The organism is Streptomyces sp. NPDC050485 (assembly GCF_044458185.1).
Lineage (GTDB): Bacteria > Actinomycetota > Actinomycetes > Streptomycetales > Streptomycetaceae > Streptomyces.
The window spans coordinates 83680-101972 of record NZ_JBITHR010000016.1; the positions used below are offsets into that span (position 1 = coordinate 83680).

Annotated in this window: 15 protein-coding genes; 10 read left to right on the plus strand and 5 right to left on the minus strand. The window is 69.1% G+C overall.

Features of this window, described 5'->3' with window-relative positions; genetic code table 11:
* Nucleotides 1–47: 47 nt before the first annotated feature.
* The gene (locus ACIBK6_RS28665) at nucleotides 48–1847 is read left to right on the plus strand and encodes an AMP-dependent synthetase/ligase (protein ID WP_399054289.1); all 1800 of its coding nucleotides are present in this window, start codon (nucleotides 48–50) and stop codon (nucleotides 1845–1847) included.
* Nucleotides 1848–1939: 92 nt separating this feature from the next.
* On the opposite strand, the gene ACIBK6_RS28670 is transcribed toward ACIBK6_RS28665, so the two are convergent.
* Nucleotides 1940–2143: a cold-shock protein gene (locus ACIBK6_RS28670; RefSeq protein WP_003967102.1), complete on the minus strand. Its 204-nt coding sequence runs from the start codon at nucleotides 2141–2143 to the stop codon at nucleotides 1940–1942.
* 271 nt (nucleotides 2144–2414) lie between these two features.
* On the opposite strand from ACIBK6_RS28670, the gene ACIBK6_RS28675 reads away from it, so the two are divergent.
* Nucleotides 2415–3281, plus strand: a complete 867-nt coding sequence (locus ACIBK6_RS28675; RefSeq protein ID WP_399054290.1) for a menaquinone biosynthetic enzyme MqnA/MqnD family protein — start codon at nucleotides 2415–2417, stop codon at nucleotides 3279–3281.
* A gap of 35 nt (nucleotides 3282–3316) precedes the next feature.
* Here the strand turns inward: ACIBK6_RS28675 and ACIBK6_RS28680 are convergent, their stop codons facing one another.
* Nucleotides 3317–4366, minus strand: a complete 1050-nt coding sequence (locus ACIBK6_RS28680; RefSeq protein WP_399054291.1) for an alpha/beta hydrolase — start codon at nucleotides 4364–4366, stop codon at nucleotides 3317–3319.
* Nucleotides 4367–4644: 278 nt separating this feature from the next.
* On the opposite strand from ACIBK6_RS28680, the gene ACIBK6_RS28685 reads away from it, so the two are divergent.
* Both ACIBK6_RS28685 and ACIBK6_RS28690 read left to right on the plus strand, forming a co-directional pair.
* Nucleotides 4645–6459 carry a serine/threonine-protein kinase gene (locus ACIBK6_RS28685; RefSeq protein WP_399054383.1) on the plus strand — a complete coding sequence of 605 codons (1815 nt, stop codon included), beginning with the start codon at nucleotides 4645–4647 and terminating at the stop codon, nucleotides 6457–6459.
* A gap of 141 nt (nucleotides 6460–6600) precedes the next feature.
* Entirely contained in the window at nucleotides 6601–11058 is a 4458-nt protein-coding gene (locus ACIBK6_RS28690) for an FtsK/SpoIIIE domain-containing protein (protein ID WP_399054292.1), read from the plus strand.
* A 155-nt stretch (nucleotides 11059–11213) separates the two neighbouring features.
* On the opposite strand, the gene ACIBK6_RS28695 is transcribed toward ACIBK6_RS28690, so the two are convergent.
* On the minus strand, nucleotides 11214–11474 hold the full coding sequence (locus ACIBK6_RS28695; RefSeq protein WP_365436408.1) for a WXG100 family type VII secretion target: 261 nt from the start codon (nucleotides 11472–11474) through the stop codon (nucleotides 11214–11216).
* Nucleotides 11475–11954: 480 nt separating this feature from the next.
* On the opposite strand from ACIBK6_RS28695, the gene ACIBK6_RS28700 reads away from it, so the two are divergent.
* The 5 genes from ACIBK6_RS28700 to ACIBK6_RS28720 are packed head-to-tail and all read left to right on the plus strand — an operon-like array spanning nucleotide 11955 to nucleotide 15206.
* Nucleotides 11955–13007: a hypothetical protein gene (locus ACIBK6_RS28700; protein ID WP_399054293.1), complete on the plus strand. Its 1053-nt coding sequence runs from the start codon at nucleotides 11955–11957 to the stop codon at nucleotides 13005–13007.
* A gap of 15 nt (nucleotides 13008–13022) precedes the next feature.
* Entirely contained in the window at nucleotides 13023–13520 is a 498-nt protein-coding gene (locus ACIBK6_RS28705; protein WP_399054294.1) for an RDD family protein, read from the plus strand.
* Nucleotides 13521–13573: 53 nt separating this feature from the next.
* A complete protein-coding gene (locus ACIBK6_RS28710) occupies nucleotides 13574–14413 on the plus strand; it encodes a hypothetical protein (protein ID WP_399054295.1) in 840 nt (279 codons plus the stop codon).
* A 24-nt stretch (nucleotides 14414–14437) separates the two neighbouring features.
* Complete coding sequence (locus ACIBK6_RS28715) at nucleotides 14438–14704, plus strand: hypothetical protein (RefSeq protein WP_399054296.1); 267 nt, start codon at nucleotides 14438–14440, stop codon at nucleotides 14702–14704.
* 46 nt (nucleotides 14705–14750) lie between these two features.
* Nucleotides 14751–15206, plus strand: a complete 456-nt coding sequence (locus tag ACIBK6_RS28720) for a hypothetical protein (RefSeq protein WP_399054298.1) — start codon at nucleotides 14751–14753, stop codon at nucleotides 15204–15206.
* Between the two features lie 151 nt (nucleotides 15207–15357).
* Here the strand turns inward: ACIBK6_RS28720 and ACIBK6_RS28725 are convergent, their stop codons facing one another.
* Nucleotides 15358–16113: a hypothetical protein gene (locus tag ACIBK6_RS28725; protein WP_399054299.1), complete on the minus strand. Its 756-nt coding sequence runs from the start codon at nucleotides 16111–16113 to the stop codon at nucleotides 15358–15360.
* Between the two features lie 281 nt (nucleotides 16114–16394).
* Nucleotides 16395–17051: a hypothetical protein gene (locus ACIBK6_RS28730; protein WP_399054300.1), complete on the minus strand. Its 657-nt coding sequence runs from the start codon at nucleotides 17049–17051 to the stop codon at nucleotides 16395–16397.
* 682 nt (nucleotides 17052–17733) lie between these two features.
* Here ACIBK6_RS28730 and ACIBK6_RS28735 point away from each other — a divergent pair.
* Nucleotides 17734–17931: a hypothetical protein gene (locus tag ACIBK6_RS28735; protein ID WP_399054301.1), complete on the plus strand. Its 198-nt coding sequence runs from the start codon at nucleotides 17734–17736 to the stop codon at nucleotides 17929–17931.
* Nucleotides 17932–18293: the final 362 nt, after the last annotated feature.

Here is an 18293-nt window from a genome sequence, read left to right on the forward strand (position 1 = left end):
GCTTCCCGTCATCCCGCGTGGGCCGTCCCCGTACTTACCGTCGGGTCATGACCCCCCAGAGCCCCCAGCAGAGCCCGCACCCGCGTCCCGAGACGCTCGCCGTGTTCGCCGAGTGGGCGGCGCGGCGCCACCCCGATCAGCCGGCCCTCCGGTTCCGCGACGCGGACGGGGGCTGGGTCTCGGTCACGTACGCCGAGCTGCGCGACACCGTGCGCCGTACCGCGCGCGGGCTGCTCGCGCTCGGGATCCGGGCCGGTGAGCGGGTCGCGATCCTCGCCGAGACGCGGCCCGAGTGGACGTACGCGCAGCTGGCCTGTCTGGCGGTGGGCGCGGTGGTGGTGCCGGTGTATCCGACGGCGGGCGACGAGGAGGCCGCCTGGGTGCTCGCCGACTCCGCCGCGAAGGCCGTCATCTGCGAGGGGCCGGATTCCGCCGCCCGGGTGGCGGGCCTGCGCGGGAAGCTCCCCGCGCTCGATCACGTACTCCTGATGACGGGAGACGGGGCTCTGGCGGGAGACGGCGCTGTGACGGGAGACGGCGCTTTGTCGGCGGACGGCGCCGGGACGCGCTTTCCGGGGCTGCCCGACGGGTCCGCCGTGCCGCTCGCCGAGCTGCTGGCCCGGTCCGGAGCCGTGCGGCCCGGCGACGACGCCGAGCTCGTCTACACCTCAGGGACCACCGGCCTGCCCAAGGGCTGCCGGCTCACCCACGGAAACCTCGGCGCCGTCCAGGACGCGACGCTGCATCTCATCGAGGGCGGCCCGGGCGACCGCACGTACCTCTACCTGCCCCTCGCGCATCTCCTCGCCCAGCTGATCCAGTTCTCGACGCTGCTGTACGGCGGTGAGCTCTGCTATTTCGGCGGGCGGATCGAGGACGTGGTGAGCGAGCTCGCCGAGGCGCGGCCGACCCATCTGCCGTCCGTACCGCGGCTGTTCGAGAAGATCCACTCGGTGGTGCGCTCGCTCGCCGAGTCCCAGGAGGGCGGTCGCGAGCGGTTCGACGCGGCGGTCGCGATCGGCGTCCTCGCGGCGGACGGTCAGCTTCCGCAAGAGCGGCAGGAGGAGTACGAGGCTGCCGAGCAGGCCTTGTTCAGCCTGGTCAGGGCGGCCGTCGGGGGCCGTCTGCGGTGGGCGCTGACCGGCGGGGCCCCGATCGACCCGGCCACCCTGGACTTCCTGCGGGCCTGCGGCATCGCGGTCTTCGAGGGGTACGGAATGACCGAGTCCGCTGGGGTGATCTCGCTCAACCACCCGGGAGCGGTGCGGTACGGCACGGTGGGCCGGCCGGTCGCGGGCTGCGAGGTGAGGATCGCGTACGACGGCGAGGTGCTGGCCCGGGGGCCGATGGTCTTCCCCGGCTACCACGCGAACGAACGGGGCACGGCGGACGCGCTGGACGCGGACGGCTGGCTGCACACGGGGGACCTCGGCGAGCTGGACCCGGACGGTTACCTCGCCATCACCGGCCGAAAGAAGGACCTGATCATCACGTCCGCCGGGAAGAACCTGCCCCCCTCGCACGTGGAACTCGCCATCGAGCGGTCGGGCATCGTCTCGCACGCGGTGATGGCGGGCGACCGGCGCCCGTATCCGGTCGCGCTGATCACGGTGGACGGGCCGGAGTCGGCGGGGCGGGGCGCGGCGGAGGTCCGCGCGCTGGTCCAGGAGGCGGTCGACGCGGCCAACGCCCAGGTGTCCCGCCCGGCCAGGATCCGCGCGTTCGCCGTGCTGCCCGCGGACTTCACGGTGGAGAGCGGGGAGCTGACCCCGACTCTGAAGGTGCGCAGAAGGGCCGTTCTGGAGCGGTACGCGGCCGAGATCGAGGAGCTGTACCGGCAGGCCTAGCGGGCGCCTCGGGCACAAAGGCAGGAGCCCCTGTCCGGAAGGACGGGGGCTCCTTGGGTACTGCTAAGTCAGCGATCGCCAACCCGGGCAGGTTAGGCCGGGGTGACGTTCTCCGCCTGCGGGCCCTTCGGGCCCTGAGTGACGTCGAAGTTCACGACCTGGTTCTCCTCCAGGGAGCGGAAACCAGACGCGTTGATCGCGGAGTAGTGGACGAAGACATCCGGGCCGCCGCCGTCCTGGGCGATGAAGCCGAAGCCCTTTTCAGCGTTGAACCACTTCACGGTTCCGGTAGCCATAAGCCCTCCTTGGGCCAAAGGGTTGCCCTGCTCCAGAACCTGCAAACAAGTCTGAAAACTACAAAAGCCTGCGGGTTACATGCTCCGCAGGCTCTGTACTGCAAGGGAAACCAAACTGCAACTTGCGCTGAGCGTAGCACGCAGAATGTGTGCCGCGGTAGAGGGAAAGATCACCTGATCCGATGCGTTTGGCAGGCCTCTGAGCTGGTGAGGGAGTGCCGCGCGAGGGCCCGGCGCCGTCCACACTCCGGGACGGGTCTAGCCTCGGCATGTGGACAATTCAACCAGCCCCCAGCACCACGGCGGTCGGCCGCGCGTCGGTCACATCCAGTTCCTCAACTGCCTGCCCCTGTACTGGGGCCTGGCACGGACCGGGACGCTGCTCGACCTTGAGCTGACCAAGGACTCCCCGGAGAAGCTCAGCGAGCAGTTGGTGAGCGGCGAGCTCGACATCGCACCGATCACGCTCGTGGAGTTCCTGCGCAACGCGGACGATCTGGTCGCCTTCCCCGACATCGCCGTCGGCTGCGACGGGCCGGTCATGTCCTGCGTGATCGTCTCGCAGCGCCCGCTGGAGGACCTGGACCGGGCGCGCGTCGCGCTCGGGTCCACCTCGCGCACCTCGGTACGCCTGGCGCAGCTGCTGCTCGCCGAGCGGTACCGGGTGAGCCCCGACTACTACACGTGCCCGCCCGACCTCGGTCTGATGATGCGGGAGGCGGACGCGGCCGTGCTGATCGGCGACGCCGCGCTGCGGGCCTCGCTGCACGACGCGCCCCGGCTCGGGCTCCAGGTCCACGACCTCGGCCAGATGTGGAAGGACTGGACGGGGCTGCCGTTCGTCTTCGCCGTCTGGGCCGCCCGCAAGGACTACCTGGCCCGCGAGCCCGGCCTCGTACAGCAGGTGCACGAGGCGTTCCTCGCGTCGCGGGACCTCTCCCTGGAGGAGGTCGCCAAGGTCGCCGAGCAGGCCGCGCGCTGGGAGGTCTTCGACGCCGAGCTCCTGGAGCGCTACTTCACGACGCTGGACTTCCGCTTCGGGGCCCAGCAGCTCGACGGGGTACGGGAGTTCGCCCGGCGGACCGGGCCGACGACGGGGTTCCCCGCCGATGTGCAGGTGGAACTGCTCGCTCCGTAAGGCGTCGTACCCGCGTCAGGACGAGGGGAGCGGGGTCAGGAGGACGGGACCGGGGCCAGCAGCTGCTTGCTGATCCACTCCATGGTCCCCTCGCCCATGCCCTTCACATAGGTGTGGGCGTTGTGGGTGCCGCCCTCGATCACCTGGAGGTGGGTCTTCACGGGGCCCTTGCCGTACGTGGCGATGAACTTCTGCACGTTCTGGACGACGATGCCCTCCTTGGTGCCCACCTGGAAGGCGAGGTCGACCTCGGGACCGTTCTTGTCGATCAGGTCCTGGGCGAGCTTCTCGGGGTTGTTCGCTTGCTTCTCGGCGTCGTGGCCGGCCCACAGCGGGGAGTCCGGCACGATGTCCGGGCCCGAGGCGATCACGGCCTTGAACTGGTCGGGCCGCTTGAGCACCGACTTCAGGCCGACGAAGCCGCCCGACGAGGACCCCATGAACGCCCAGCCGTCGCGGGACTTGAAGGTGCGGAAGTTGGCCTTCACGAGGTCCGGTACGTCATCGGTCATCCAGGTGCCCATCTTCTGCTGGCCCGGGATGTCGCTGCCGTCGTAGTAGTGCTTCGTGTCGGGGTTGAGCACCGGCATCACGACGATGAACGGCAGGCTCTTGCCGGTCTTCGACCACTCGCTGATGCTGCTCTGGAGCTTGAGGTCGGTGCCCATCCAGTAGTTCTTGGGGTAGCCGTTTCCGCCCGGCAGCGCTATGAGCACCGGGAAGCCGCTGTTCTTGTACTTCTCCTCGAAGTACTGCTTCGGCGCCCACACCCACACCTTGCCGGTGAACCCGGACTTCGCACCCGTGAGCGTGGTCACGCCGATCTTGGTGCCGTCGGCGAGCGTGCTCTGCGTGGTGAACTCGGCCTTCGGGCCGGTCGGCAGGAGCGTCTGCGCCCCCGCGCCGTTCTTGGCGGAGGCGTCGTCGTTCTGCTGCGGGGCCTGCGGGGCCGAGGGCTTGCCCGAGGGGCTGGCGGCCCCGGAGTCGAAGCTGACCGGCTTGCCCTCGTCCGAGCAGCCGGAGACCAGCACGGCCGAGCCGATGACGGCGGCTGCTATCAGAGCGGCGGGGCGGCGACGGTTCATTCGGGGCTCCGTGAATCTGGCTGGGGGTTCGGACGGTGCGGCGGGTGGTGCTGTGACCGGCGTTCCGGGCGGACCGTTTTGGTCGCCCTTCGGGCGATTACGCACGAACTACGTCAGTCAAGAGTGCGGAACGCGCCATTCGGTTCGCCGGGATGTGCATCGGATCAGTCTCGATCGAGAGCCACCGGCCCTGAGGGCGATCCGGCGCACATACGGCTCTACGCTGCTGTCGGACCGGCTTGACCAGTTGGCGTTGGGGGAGCACCGCGATGCAGACGTTGCAGCCGCTGGAAGCAGGCGAACCGCGCTCCATCGGCGCCTACCGGCTGCTGGGCCGGCTCGGGGCCGGCGGCATGGGCCGGGTGTATCTGGGCCGCAGCGCGGGCGGCCGCACGGTCGCGGTCAAGGTGGTGCACCCGCACTTCGCGCTTGACGAGCAGTTCCGGGCCCGCTTCCGGCACGAGGTCGAGGCGGCCCGGCGGGTCGGCGGCGCCTGGACCGCGCCGGTCCTGGACGCGGACCCGGACGCGCCGGTTCCGTGGGTGGCGACCGGCTATGTCGCGGGCCCTTCGCTCGCCCAGGCCGTCGCGGGCCACGGCCCCCTGCCCGGTCATTCGGTACGCGTCCTGGGCGCGGGCCTCGCCGAGGCGCTGGCCGCCGTCCACGCGCTGGGCCTGGTCCACCGCGACGTGAAGCCGTCGAACGTGCTGCTCACCCTCGACGGGCCGCGCCTCATCGACTTCGGCATCGCCCGCGCCACCGACGGCACCGCCGCGCTCACCGCGACCGGCGTCTCCATCGGCTCGCCCGGCTACATGTCGCCCGAGCAGATCCTCGGCCGGGGCATCGCCGTCACCGGGGCCGCCGACGTGTTCTCGCTGGGCGCGGTCCTCGCGTACGCGGCGACCGGCGAGCCGCCCTTCCCCGGGGACTCCTCGGCCGCGCTCCTCTACAAGGTGGTGCACGAACAGCCCGAGCTGGGCGCGGCCCTGGCGGGCGAGCTCCGCGAGGCGGTCGCGGCCTGCCTCGCCAAGAACCCGGCCCAGCGGCCGACTCCGGGCGCCCTGTCGGCCCGCCTCGCCCCGGCCGGGGCCGCCGCGCTGGCGAGCGACGGCTGGCTGCCGGGCCCGCTGGTCGAGGAGGTCAGCCGGTCGGCGGTGCGGCTGCTCGACCTGGAGCCGGAGGACGGGGAGTGGCGCTCGGGCCCGATCCCGTTCAGCAGCCCGGCGGTGGGCGGGGCGGCGGAAGCGGGGCGGGGTTCGGGGCCGGCTCCGTTCGATGGCCCGGCGGTGGGCGCGTTCGGGCCGCCGGACGCGTCGTACGGGAGCGCGGCGCTTCCCGGGCCGCGGCCGGCCGATCCGCCGGACGCGCCCTACCGGAGCGCCGAGGGGTCGGCGCCGCCCGGTCCCCGTACGCCCCCGCGACCGGCCGGTCCGCCGGATCCCGCAGACCGGGGCCGACGCGTCGCGCTCTCCGTCGCGACCGCCGCCGAACCGGGCGAACGCGGCCGGGGCCGCAAGGTCAGCTGCACGGTGGCCCTCGCCGTGGCGGGCGCGCTGGCGGCCGTCACCCTCGGCGCGGCGTTCCTGTTCGACCTGATGCCGGGCGGCGGCGCGAACCCCACGGGGGCGAAGCCGCCTGCGTCCAGCCCGGCGACGGCATCGGCGGAGCCGCCGGGGAGCGCGTCCCCGTCGGGCGCACCGTCGGCCTCGCCGTCCGAGGGTGGCCAACTGACCGACGTACCAGGCGAGTTCATCGGAACCTGGAAGGGCGTACTCACCCAGGACAACGGCACCTCCGGCTACGCCTACACAGCGGTGATCACCAAGGGCGCGAAGGGCGCGGACGTGGTGCGTACGACCACCACCATCGGCCCGCTCGAATGCCACGGCATCGGCACGCTGGACTCGGCCACCGCGCGCGTGCTGCACATCACCGAACGCACGGACCCCGCTAAGCCGTCGACCATCGGCTGCACCGGGGCCACCGCGACGATGACGTACACCCTGGAACCCGGCGGCGGGCTCCGCTTCGAGTCCCAGGAGGCGGCGGCGGGCAAGCCGACGGGAACGCTCGCCAAGCAGAGCGGCTGAGGGGCCGGTCGCGGCCCGCCGGGGCGGATACGCACCCATCCCCCTACCCTCGGTCTTCCCGGGGCCGGGGCAGCCATTAGCCTCGGGTGGGCCAGTACCGAGCGATGGGCCGGGCGGGGCCGACGGGGGAGGAAGACGACCATGCGAGTCCTGGTGACCGTCGTGCAGGAGGGGGCACCCCCGCACGACGTCATGGTCAACGCCGACGACGACGCGACCGCACGGGATGTGGCGCAGGCCCTGGCGGCGGCCCCCGGGCAGACCGGGCAGCCGCTGCCGGTCGTGGTGGCGCTGCCCGGCACCGTCCTGGACCCGAGGTACGGCGGCCGGCGTGCCGAGCCGACCCTCTGGGCCGACGGTCACCGCTGCGAGCCGGACACCCCGGCCGGCCAGGTCCTGCGGGACGGCATGCGGATCTCGGTCGACGACTCCATAGGCCCGCTGCTCCGCAGGGGCGAGCCCGTCGGCTGGTACGAGCTGCGGGTCGCCGGCGGCCCGGGCGCCGGCCGGGTCGTCCGGCTCGCGGTCGGCACCGCCACCTTGGGCTCCGCCGCGACCTGCACCCTGTCGGCCCCCGACCCCCTGCTGCCGCCCGTCGCCGCCCAGGTCACCGTCGACGTCCGGGGCGGCGCCGTCCTCACCCCGCAGAACGGGGCCGCGGTACTGCTCGACGACGAACAAGTGGAGGGCACGCACGACTGGCCGCTCGGCGGCGTCGTACGGGCCGGGGACTCGCTGTTCGTCCTCGACCGGGTCGGCGAACCGGACGCGCACCTGTCACCGACCGGCGAGGGCGGACTCGCCTACAACCGGCCCCCGCGGCTCTCGCCGGTGCGGCCGCGGCCGCGGCTCTTCATCCCGGTGCCGCCGTCCAAGTCCGAACGCGCCCGCTTCCAGATGATCGCCGCGCTCACCCCGATGGTCTTCGGCCTGGCCATGTACTTCATGACCAAGCAGGTCTACATGCTGCTGTTCTGCGCGATGACCCCGGTGATGATGCTCGGCCAGTGGGTCAGCGACAACCGCGACGGCAAGCAGAAGAACAAGAAGTCCCTCAAGCAGTACAAGAAGGATCTCGCCGAGCACGAAGCCGAGTTGGCCCGCTTCGGCAAGGAGGACCAGCGCAATCGCCGGGCCGACAACCCCGACCCGGCCGAGGTGCTGCTCTTCGCCACCGGCCCCCGGCGCCGGCTGTGGGAGCGCCGGCTCACCGACGTCGACGTACTGCGGCTGCGGGTCGGCGTCGGCAGTCTGCCCGCCGACATCGAACTCGCCCACGGCCAAGGCGCGGCCTACGGCGAGGAGAAGCCCGAGCCGCCGCTGCTGCCCGACGTGCCGGTCATCGTGTCCTTCCCCGAACTCGGCGTCATCGGCGTCTCCGGCGACCGGCTGCGCGCGCTGGCCACCGCCCACTGGCTCGCCGTCCAGGCCGCCGCGCTGCACAGCCCCCGCGAGCTCTCGCTCGTACTCCTGTCGGCCTCGCCGCAGTCCGGCGCGGACTGGGGCTGGGCGCACTGGCTGCCGCACACCGCGCCGCAGCAGGGCCAGGACTGTGTCGCCCTGGTCGGCTCCGACAGCGAAACCATCGCCCGCCGGGTGAACGAGCTCCTCAATGAGCTGGCCCGGCGCAAGGCTGCCAAGGAGAACTCGGGCAGCATGATGAGCGGCGCCCCCGGCGGCGAGCCGCACGTCCTGCTCGTCCTGGACGGGGCGCGGCTGCTGCGCCGCATGCCCGGCGTGCCCCAACTCCTCCAGGAGGGGCCGCAGTACGGGATCTTCGCGCTCTGCCTCGACGAGGACGACCGGCTGCTTCCCGAGGAGTGCAAGGCGGTCGTCTGCTGGACCCCGCAGTCGCCCACCCACGTACGGCTGCGCGGTTCGGGCCTCGAAGCCGTCGGCGAGGTCCTCGCAGACCAAGTCGGCCCCGAATGGTGCGAGTTGCTCGCCCGCTCGCTCGCCCCGGTCCGCGACGTCAGCCGCGACGACGCCGGCGGCGCCCTGCCCACCGCGGCCCGGCTGCTCAGCCTGCTCGGCATGCCCGACCCGACCGGCGCCGACATCGAACGGATCTGGCGGGCCGGCGGCTCGACCACGGCGGCTCCCATCGGTATCGCGGCCGACGGCGTCTTCACCCTGGACATCCGCAGGGACGGCCCGCACGCGCTGGTGGCCGGCACCACCGGTGCCGGCAAGTCCGAGCTGCTGCAGACGATCATCGCCTCGCTGGCCGTCGCCAACCGCCCGGACGCCCTCAACTACGTACTCATCGACTACAAGGGCGGCAGCGCCTTCATGGACTGCGCCCGGCTCCCGCACACCGTCGGTATGGTCAGCGACCTCGACGCGCACCTCACCGAGCGGGCACTCGCCTCGCTGGCGGCCGAGCTGCACCACCGCGAGACGATCCTCTTCAACACCGGCACCAAGGACATCGAGGACTACAACGACACCCGTAAGTTCCAGCCCGACCTGGAGCCGATGCCCCGACTCGTCCTGGTCATCGACGAGTTCGCCTCGCTGGTCGCCGAACTCCCCGACTTCGTCGCGGGACTTGTCGACATCGCCCGCCGAGGCCGCTCGCTCGGGGTGCACCTGGTGCTCGCGACCCAGCGCCCGGCGGGTGTGGTCAGCGCCGACATCCGGGCCAACACCAACCTGCGCATCGCGCTGCGGGTGACGGACGGCACCGAGTCCATGGACGTCATCGACGCCGCGGACGCCGGGGCCATCGCCAAGTCCACCCCCGGCCGCGCCTACGTCCGCTCCGGCGCGCAGTCCCTGGTCGGCGTGCAGTCCGCGCGCATCGGCGGCCGCCGCCCGGCGACCGGAAAGAGCGGCCCGAAGGCGATGCTCTCCCCGCTGCCCTGGGCCTCGTTCAGCCGCCCGATGCCCAAGTCGGGGGAGGCGGAGGACGACGGCACGATGGTCACCGACCTCGCCGTGCTGGTCGACGCCGTGCGGGACGGCTCGGAGAAGATGGGCTTCCCGCCGCCCCGCAGCCCGTGGCTGCCGCCGCTGCCCGAGCACGTCACCCTCGAAGCACTCGCCGCCGCGAGGGGCCCCGCGCCCACTCACGGCGACGTGCCGCCGATCGGGTACGCCCTGACCGACCTGCCCGCCCAGCAGGCCCGCAAGCCCTTCGCCCTCGACCTGGTCGAAGGCGAACACACCATGCTGGCCGGCGGCGCCCGCTCCGGCCGCTCGACGGCCCTGCGCACCCTCGCCGGTGCGCTCGCCAGGACCGCTTCCCCGCGCGACGTACACGTCTACGCGATCGACTGCGGCTCCAACGCGCTGCTGCCCCTGGTGCGGCTGCCGCACGTCGGCGCGGTGGTCAACCGCGACGAACCCGACCGCGTACGCCGTCTTCTCGACCGGCTGCTCGCCGAGATCAGCCGACGCCAGCAACTCCTCGCCATGGAGGGCGCGTCCAGCACCGCCGAGCAGCGGTCCTCGGCCGCGCCGGAGGACCGGCTGCCGTGGATGGTGCTGCTCCTCGACAGCTGGGAGGGCTTCTTCTCCACCTTCGAGAACTACAACTACGGCCAGCTCATCGAGCAGGCCCAGCGGATCTTCCGGGAGGGCTCGGCGGTCGGCCTGAAGGTCGTCATGACCGCCGACCGCAGCGGCCTCAGCGGCATGGTCGCCTCCGCTTTCCAGGACCGGCTGATCATGCGGTTCGCCGACCCCAACGACTACTCCATGGCGGGTCTGCAGCCGCGCGAGGTGCCCAAGAACATGCCGCCGGGCCGCGCGCTGCGGATCACCGACACCGGCATGGAGGAGACCCAGATCGCCCTCCTCGACGCGGACCCGGGCGGCCAGGCCCAGGTGCGGGTGCTCCGCGAGATCGCCGAGCAGGCGCGGGCGACGCACGGCCGGACGCCCGCCCGTTTCCGGCCGATGCGGGTGGACGCGCTGCCGGCCCGCATCACGGCCCGCGAGGCGATGGCGCTGGACCCCGACTTCGTACCACCGTCCAGGCTGTGGGCGCTGCTGGCGGTCGGCGGCGACGAACTGGCTCCCGTCGGCATCGACTTGGAGGAGTCGGGCCCCGGCTTCGTCATCGGCGGCCCGCCGAAGTCCGGCCGCTCGACGGCCCTGATGTGCGCGGCCGAGTCGCTGCTCGCCCAGGGCACCCCGGTGGTCCTGGTCACCCCGCGCCGCTCGCCCCTGCGGGACCTGGAGGGGCGCGAGGGCGTGCTCGGCGTCCTCGACGCGGAGGCCAGGGAGGACGACCTGGACGAACTCCTGGAGAAGTCGGAAGGCCGCCCGTACGTCGTGCTGGCCGACGACGCCGAACTGCTCTACGACACCCGGCTCGACGAGGCCCTGGAGGCCGTCATCCGCAAGGGCGCCGACGGCGGCCTCGGCCTCATCGCGGCCGGCACGACGGACAGCCTGGCCTCCCAGTACCGCGGCTTCGTCACCGCCGCCCGCAAGTCCCGCAACGGCCTGCTCCTCAACCCCCAGAACTCCCAGGAGGGCGAGCTGTTCAGCATCCGCCTCCCCTCCAACACCGGCAGCGGCCAGCCGGGCAGCGGACTACTGGTCTCGGGCGGGGCGTTCCGGCCGGTGCAGGGGGTGATGCGGGGGTGAGCCGCGCATGAGGCGGGCGGGCGGTGGCGAGCGGCCTTATTGCTGCCGAAAGCTCGCTGTTCCTGCAACCGCCGGTGTGCGTACATGCGTTGGGGCGCCCACCTCAGGAGGCGGACGCCCCAGGGTGCGTCATCCGGCAACCGATCCGGTACGGATCAGGTGGCGCGCTCGATGTTGTCGGCGTTCGTGGACGCCGACTTCTGTGCGTCGTGCAGCGTGTCGACCCACTTGGAGAACGTGCCTCGGGCGTCCTCCCAGTCCTTACGGAACTGGTCCGACTTGGGGCCCTTCCAGTAGCCGTGGCTGCTGGACGTCGCCGAGTTCAGGTTGTTGATGAGCGTCTGCAGGTCGCCTGCGCTTCGACCGAACAGTTTGGCAAGGTCCCTGAGTTCCTTGAGACTTGCACCGCGATCCATGGCGTTCCTCCCCGTGTCACTGTGTTAACGATAAAACCTTCGGCAACAACGGACGCTACCGCACCATCGATGGTTCCAGTAAAGGGCGTGCGAATAGCCGACCGGAGGGAGCGAAGAAGGTGCCCATTGTCCCGATCTGACCGGTAAGTCGACCGAGGGTCAGGGTAGTTGAGTCGGAGTGGTGTTCTGGCGTGGCGAGTTCGCGCTGGCGAAACCATGCGTACCACGGCTAACGTCAATACCCTTGACTACGCCCTTGCCCCACCAGGGATCCGCTCACGCGCGCCGAGTGTGCTGTTTGCTGTCGCGCCCGACGCAACCACGCGCCGGAGGAGGCGGGTAACGGGTCCAGGGGCCCGGTCAAGACCTGTGGCGATGTGCTTCGGAAGTGCATCGATGGCGGAGTGGCGACGAAGCTCCGCACCAGTGTGGCAATTACGGACACCGTCAACGGGGGGTTTCTGCATGACGTTCAGAGGAATGACCAAGGAGAAGGCTCGGCGCCTGTCGGCCGCGCTGGACATCGTCGACGGTGCGCTCTCCATCCAGGGGCCGCTGGTCTCCGGTCTTCTCGCAAAATGGGAAGGCGACCAGGGAAACCTCAAGCGCTTTCCCCAGGATGCGTCCTGGTCTCGCGATCAGGCCAAGGATGTACGTAACCGGCTCGGGATCCTGGATGCTGACCCGGCTGCGGAGCTCATGTTCATGGGGCTGTCCCACGTGCTCGATACCTGGAAAGACTATGAAGAGCACAAGGGTGAAATCGCCGAATACGTAGACGAGTTCAAGAAGGCAAAACCTCAGACCGCACTCAGGATTACAAAGGTCGCCTCCGGAATCGAAGCATCCATTCAGCTATACGAGCGGTGGGCTCAGGGGCAGAACGTGGCTGGGGCAAAGGCTGTCCTTGAGCTGAACAAGTACTTCGGTATCACCGGCGACCAGCTGAAGCTGAAGAACATCCAGTACATGTCCGAGTTTCTGAAGCTCCAGAAGATCGAGAATGCTTTCCAGCAGCCCTGGAAGTGGCAGCAGGGACTTCGTGCCTTCCTCACCACAAAGCTGAAGATCCCCCTGCCGGCCAAGATCTTTAACCAAGCGCCCGGCCTCAGCATTTTCGACAAGGTCGGCTTGCCGCTGGCGATCGTCCATGGTGTCAAGGAGATGGTCCTCCCTGATCACAAGGGCACGCTGGGCGGGTTCGACCGGGGCATGGGGCTCGTGGAAGCGGGTGGTGCGGCGGCAGCCATCGGGGGCGAGGCGGCTGCTCTCGGTATCGGCGCTTCTGTGGGTGTGGCGGCGGCCGTACCAGTGGTTGGCTGGGCAGCTCTGGGCGTAGCCGGAGCATACTTCTTGGGCACCTGGGCCTATGACAACCGCAAAGCGATCAAGGATGGCGCAAAGAAAGCCTGGAACGCGACGACGAAATGGGCCGGCGGTGTTGCCGACAAGGGCAAGGAGATCGCGAATGGTGCCAAGAATGCAGTCACGAACCTAGTCCCCAACACCATCAAGAAGTTCAAATTCTGGTAGGAGGCGGATCTTCGGATGGAATCGAAGGACCTGTTCGGTGTGGTACGGGAGCCGCGAGGCAGTCGAGATCCCGATCCGGTACCGGCTTCGATGGCTCGACGCTACGGGGCGGCCGCCATCGATGGGACACTGGCGATTGTCTCCGGTGGCATCTCCGGGCTGCTCTATGTGATCACTTTGCCGGCATCGGAGGCGCTCCCGCTCACCGACGGAGCGTTGTGGATGCGGATCCTAGCAGTCGGCGTGGGACTTTCCCTGGTGAATCAAGTCTTGTTGGTCTTTCTGTTCCGCGGGAGCATAGGCAAGCTGATCGTCGGCACTCGCGTCGTGCGACTGGCTGACGGTGGTCGGGCGAGGCCGTGGCAGCTCCTCATCCGGTGGGCCGGCGGTATCGCGTACGGCCTCACGATCCTGCCCCTCGGTTTCATTCTGGGCGGTAGTGAAGCGCCCCCGCTCGATTTTGCCGGAGTGTGCATCGCGGACACCACCGGCCCGCGCGTCGGCTCGGCCTGACCGCTTCGTAACCTGATGCATTCTAAAAAACTCAAACGACTCTAGGACTCGGCATGGCAAATCCTGAACTCGACATCGAGCTGGACAAGTTTCGCGAACTTATCGGCAAAGCCCTCGCAGAAGGCGGCACTCAGCCGCTCATCAAGCTGACCGATGAGGAACTCGCCGTGCTGGACCCCAGCGCGCTCGAAGACGTGGTGGTGCCGACGCCGCACCTGGCGACGCTCTCGGACGAGCAGCGTGAGTGGGTGCTTGGGACGGCGCTTCGCTCACTGGTCTCCAGGGGAGCGGTAGAGGTCGCGAACATCGCCGAACTCGACACCGTCCTACGGTCGGAGGGCACCGAGTCGGGTCTCACCGCAGACGTGGACATGAGAGTCACTCCGGAGGTCAGCATGGCGCTGACACTTCGGCGCACGGCTTCGCGGGCGCTCGCAGTCGAGCAGCAGACGTCCAGCGGCACCGTGACGGCCTTTGTCTTCGTGCACTCGCCTGAGCTCATGCTGATCGAGCAGGTCACTGGCGGCGGCATGCACATCTTCACGCTGGCCAGCAAGGTGCGGGACGCTGCGAGAATCGTCCAGGCGCTGGTGGACCCGTTTGGGATGGCCGACCGGGACGGCAAGGAGCTGCAGCTGGACCCGTCGGCACTGACGACCGACGCGATGGACAAGTCGCTGGCTCGAGTTATCGACAAGGCCCTGGTGGTCGGTCAGTTGATCGTGCTCGCCGACGAGCCCGGTCCGCTCCTCACGACGTACGCGACCGACCGCGAGGTGTGGGCCGTGAACGTGGACTCGCCGCAGGCACCGACAGGCATTACGGCGCAGGCCGTCAGCGAGCGCACGCTCGCGGAGTACATCACCAAGTTGATCAAGCAGCCGACTGCGTAAGTCAGTACTCACGGGGAGGGCACGATGAGCGATCGCGTCGAAGAGTGCAGGAAAGATCTCAACAACCTGAAGCGGTTCGCCGACGAGCTCGACAAGACGCTGGACGCGGTGGACGCGACATCCGGCCCCGATGCCTGGCAGGGTCCGGCGGGTGACCGTTTCCGAAAGGAGTGGAACGGCCGACGCAAAGCCATCCACGACGCTCTGGACGCGGCGCGGGGGCAGTACAACAAGATCCTCCAGCGCGTGCAGGACGAAGAGAACAAGAAGAAGACCGGCGCTGCGAAGTAGGTTGTGGTGTCGACTGTCCGCACCACAGCCGCTCAAGAGGTTCCTGATGACCGATGACAGCTCGCTCGTCTACGAGGCGTACTTCACTCGCACTCCTTTCCAACTGCTCGGCGGCATGAAGTGGAAAAAGTTGGTTGCCTTCCGTGTCGACGGTGAGGGAGTACTGCTCGGGGGTGCTCCCGCACGGTACGAACGCCAGCTGGCTTTCGTACCGTGGGGGGATGTCACCACGGTGGTGGTGTGGCATCAGCGCACGGCCGGCCATGGGATCGATCACATCGGAGTGCAGCGCAAGCCCGGGGCTCCTCATCTGCCCGGCATGAACAGTCACCTCAGCCGGCAGCGGGCCGAGAAGCTGGCTCCGCATGTCGACTATGAGCTGTTTCTGGCCAGCCGCCCCATCAACTTCTGGCGACTCGACCCCGAACGCCTACAGGCCGCGGTGGACGCCTTTGCGCCTCGTGTTCCCTTGCTCGTGTATTCGCAGCCGCACCTCTCGTAATGAGAGCGGAAGACTGAGCGGATCACAGGGCGGCGTTCCGCCTGACGGGTGCGGCCCGAGTCCCTTCCCAACGGCCCGGCCTCCGCCGGCCAGCCGGGGCGTGTGAGGCCCCGGCTGACGGGGTTATATGCCGCTGGGTAGGGACTGAGCCTCAGCGGTTGATGGCCTGGATCTCCTGGACCGTGACGTCCTGGGGTGTGCCATAAGTGGCGTCGGGCAGGGGGTGTACGCCGGGGTTCCCGGTGCCGGTCCAGGAGACCTTCCAGGTGACCGTGGCGGTGAACTTGTATGAGCCGCCACCGGTGGCTCGAAGATAGGCGACGCCGCAGGGCGGATTCTGGTTGGCGTCGCCTGCTTCGTACGCCGTTCCGATGGAGCCGTCCGAATTCGGCGCGCACTCTCCGGATGAGGGGAAGAGGGTGGCGTCCTTCGTGCCCGGGTCGAGCTGTACGGAGACCGGCGTCGCTGTGGTGGTCGCACTGATGTCGACGCCGCCGACCTTGAGCTGGGCGGTCACGGAGTACGCGTGGTAGAGCTTCGAAAGCCAGACCCAGGTGGGGAGATTGACCTTGCTGCCGCCGTCGGGTTTGAGCTGGGCCTTCTCCGTGGGCAACGGGAGCTGTTTGTAGGCAAGCTGGGCCAGGATCTCAGGGGTGACAACATTTTTGACAGGTGGCGTCTCCCCGTTCTTCACCCAGAAGGGCATTTCGTTGCACGCTTGAGCCTCAGGCGTCAGCCAGCGCTCCGGGTCCCTGACCGCGACATAAAAGGTTCCCTCGTTGGCCTTGTCCAAGTTGTAGTTCTTGTATTTGCCGTCCTTGTAGATTCCCCGGTACTGGCCAACGGCCGACTTCGCATAGCTGGGCTGCCGTGGGTCATTGGCGACGGAGTTGTATCCGTCTTCCATTTCCTTGGCGAACTCGTCGGCGGTGCGGGGTTCGTACCAGCAGGCCGGCGGTGCCCAGTTGCCGACCGGAGTGGCGCGCGAGGGGCCTCCCGCCGGGGCGGATGAAGGTACGGGGGCGTAAGTGACCCGCGAGGCAATGCTGGGGGCGCCGCCTTGGTTGTTGCTTGGCTGGGACTCTCCGTCGGAGTGACCCGGGCCCCATCCGGCCACGGCTGTGCCCGGTGCCAGGAGGACGCAAGCCACGGCCACTGCAGCAACTGCCAGCCGAGTGCGGTGTGCTCTTATGGCGTGCACTTCTTGTTCCCCATCTCTGACTGGAGCTTGGTCGTCTGCCAGATTCCCTGCGCATTCTTCTCGAGACGTGTGCTGTAGAGGATGTATGAGTCCTTGGTAGCCGGACTGGTGTCGAGCTTTCCCGTCTTGAGGTTCTTGTTGAACGCTTTGCTCGAATCCAGACAGAAGGAAAGTCCGGCGGACTTCTGGTCGAACATTTTGATATCGGGAGTGAAGTACCGGAGCGTGCCGGTATAGATCATTCCCGCATCGACGAATGACTTGACCCATACCTGACCGCTGACCAGCGCGTCCTGATGCCGGTAGAAGGACATGGCGGGCTCGTCAGGATTGCCCTTGATGATGGCGTAGTTGGTCGCGGTCTGGGCACGGGCGGCATCCGCCAGCACCGCGTCCTTCGTCGGGTCGCCCGTCTGCCAGCCCTCGAAGACGTCCTTCACGTCATTCGGCAGCGTGATGTCGGGACGTTTGGCGTCCGGTGAGGTGACCGGGCTTGCGGAGGAGGACGGCTTGCCTCCCTCCTCGGCTCCGGCGATCTCCCCGGACCCCTTGGGCTTGGCGTCGTTGCTGCTGCATGCGGTCAGCAACAGGGCAGCCGTCGCGGCGAGTGCGGCGGCGGCCGGCGTCAGGGTGCGGCGGTTCACGGATGCTCCCGGTGGGACAGATGTGGTCGCGAGTGATTGGACGCTACCGATGCTTGGCGGGCTTCGCCACGGCAAAGTCCCCTGCAGGGTGGGGCATAGCGGGCGCACCGGTATGCAACCGTGAGGTGATCTCCCACGATCTCCCCTTCTGGAACTTTGTGTTCGGCTTCCCTGACGGGAATGGCGGCCTGGTGTCGCCTATCGGCATGGGCTGTCGGGTGTCGTTCGGAACTTCGCCGGACGGCGGGCGTCGGAGCGCTCCCTGTCCTGGGCGGTGGGCCCGTACCGAATGAGTAGGGGTACTCAAGACGAGCGCGTGGCCGCTGGTGAGGATGGTGGTGTTCGGTCGGAGCACGGCGGAGGGGGGAGTTGTTCGATGAGTCGGACGAGTCATGGGGCTTCGGGGCCGGAGTACGGTCCGGCCGCGGCGCACGGATCGGCATGTGAGCAGGGGCCGCCGCCGGCCTACGGGTCGATCCCGGCCCAGTGGCCGAACCTGCCGCACGGGCCGTACTCCTCGCAGGGACCTCCTCCCCAAGGCCCGCCCCCCGGCGCCCCGCCCATGTGGGCCCCGCGTCCGCCCTTGCCTCGGCTTCGGCCGCATGGGGCCTGGTACGCGCTCCCCGGCGGGCTGCTAGCCGGCGCGCTGGTGGTGTCGGCGTTCGGTGTCGTCGCTGGGCTCATGCTCAAAGGTGGGAAGCACGTCGTCTGTGACGTGACCGCCGACTGCGCCAAGACGCCTTACCAGGACGGCTACCGCAGTCCCGACTGGCCCTGGGACTTCTTCGTTGTCGGCGGGGTGCTCGCCGCCCTCGCGGTGGCCGGATTCGTCCTGTTGCCCGTGTTGCGCCGGCGCAGTCGGCGGGCTTGGGGGAGGTAACCGATGGTTGCGCATGCAACTACGTGCACAACTAGTGCCTGGAGTCGTTCGTTTGTGGTTCGTGGGGAGGTTCGGTGACCGGTTCGTGAGGATCGCCCAGCGATAGCGGGGCGGGGTCGCGAGGCCGGGAATCGGGTCCTTCTGTCCGGTTTGCGGTGGTGGCGCTGATGCGGGTGATGTTCGCGATCTTTAACTCGCCTTGAGGTGCTTATGTGCTGCTGCTACGGTGCGATCAAGTGATCTGACGGTGTGCCGGTGGCCTCGGGGCGCGGCCCCTGGCGGGGCTGAAGCGGTCAATCGGGGTCGATTCGGTTCGACTTCAGGCGGCTTTGTTCAAGTCGGTTCGCATTGATGCGGCTTTG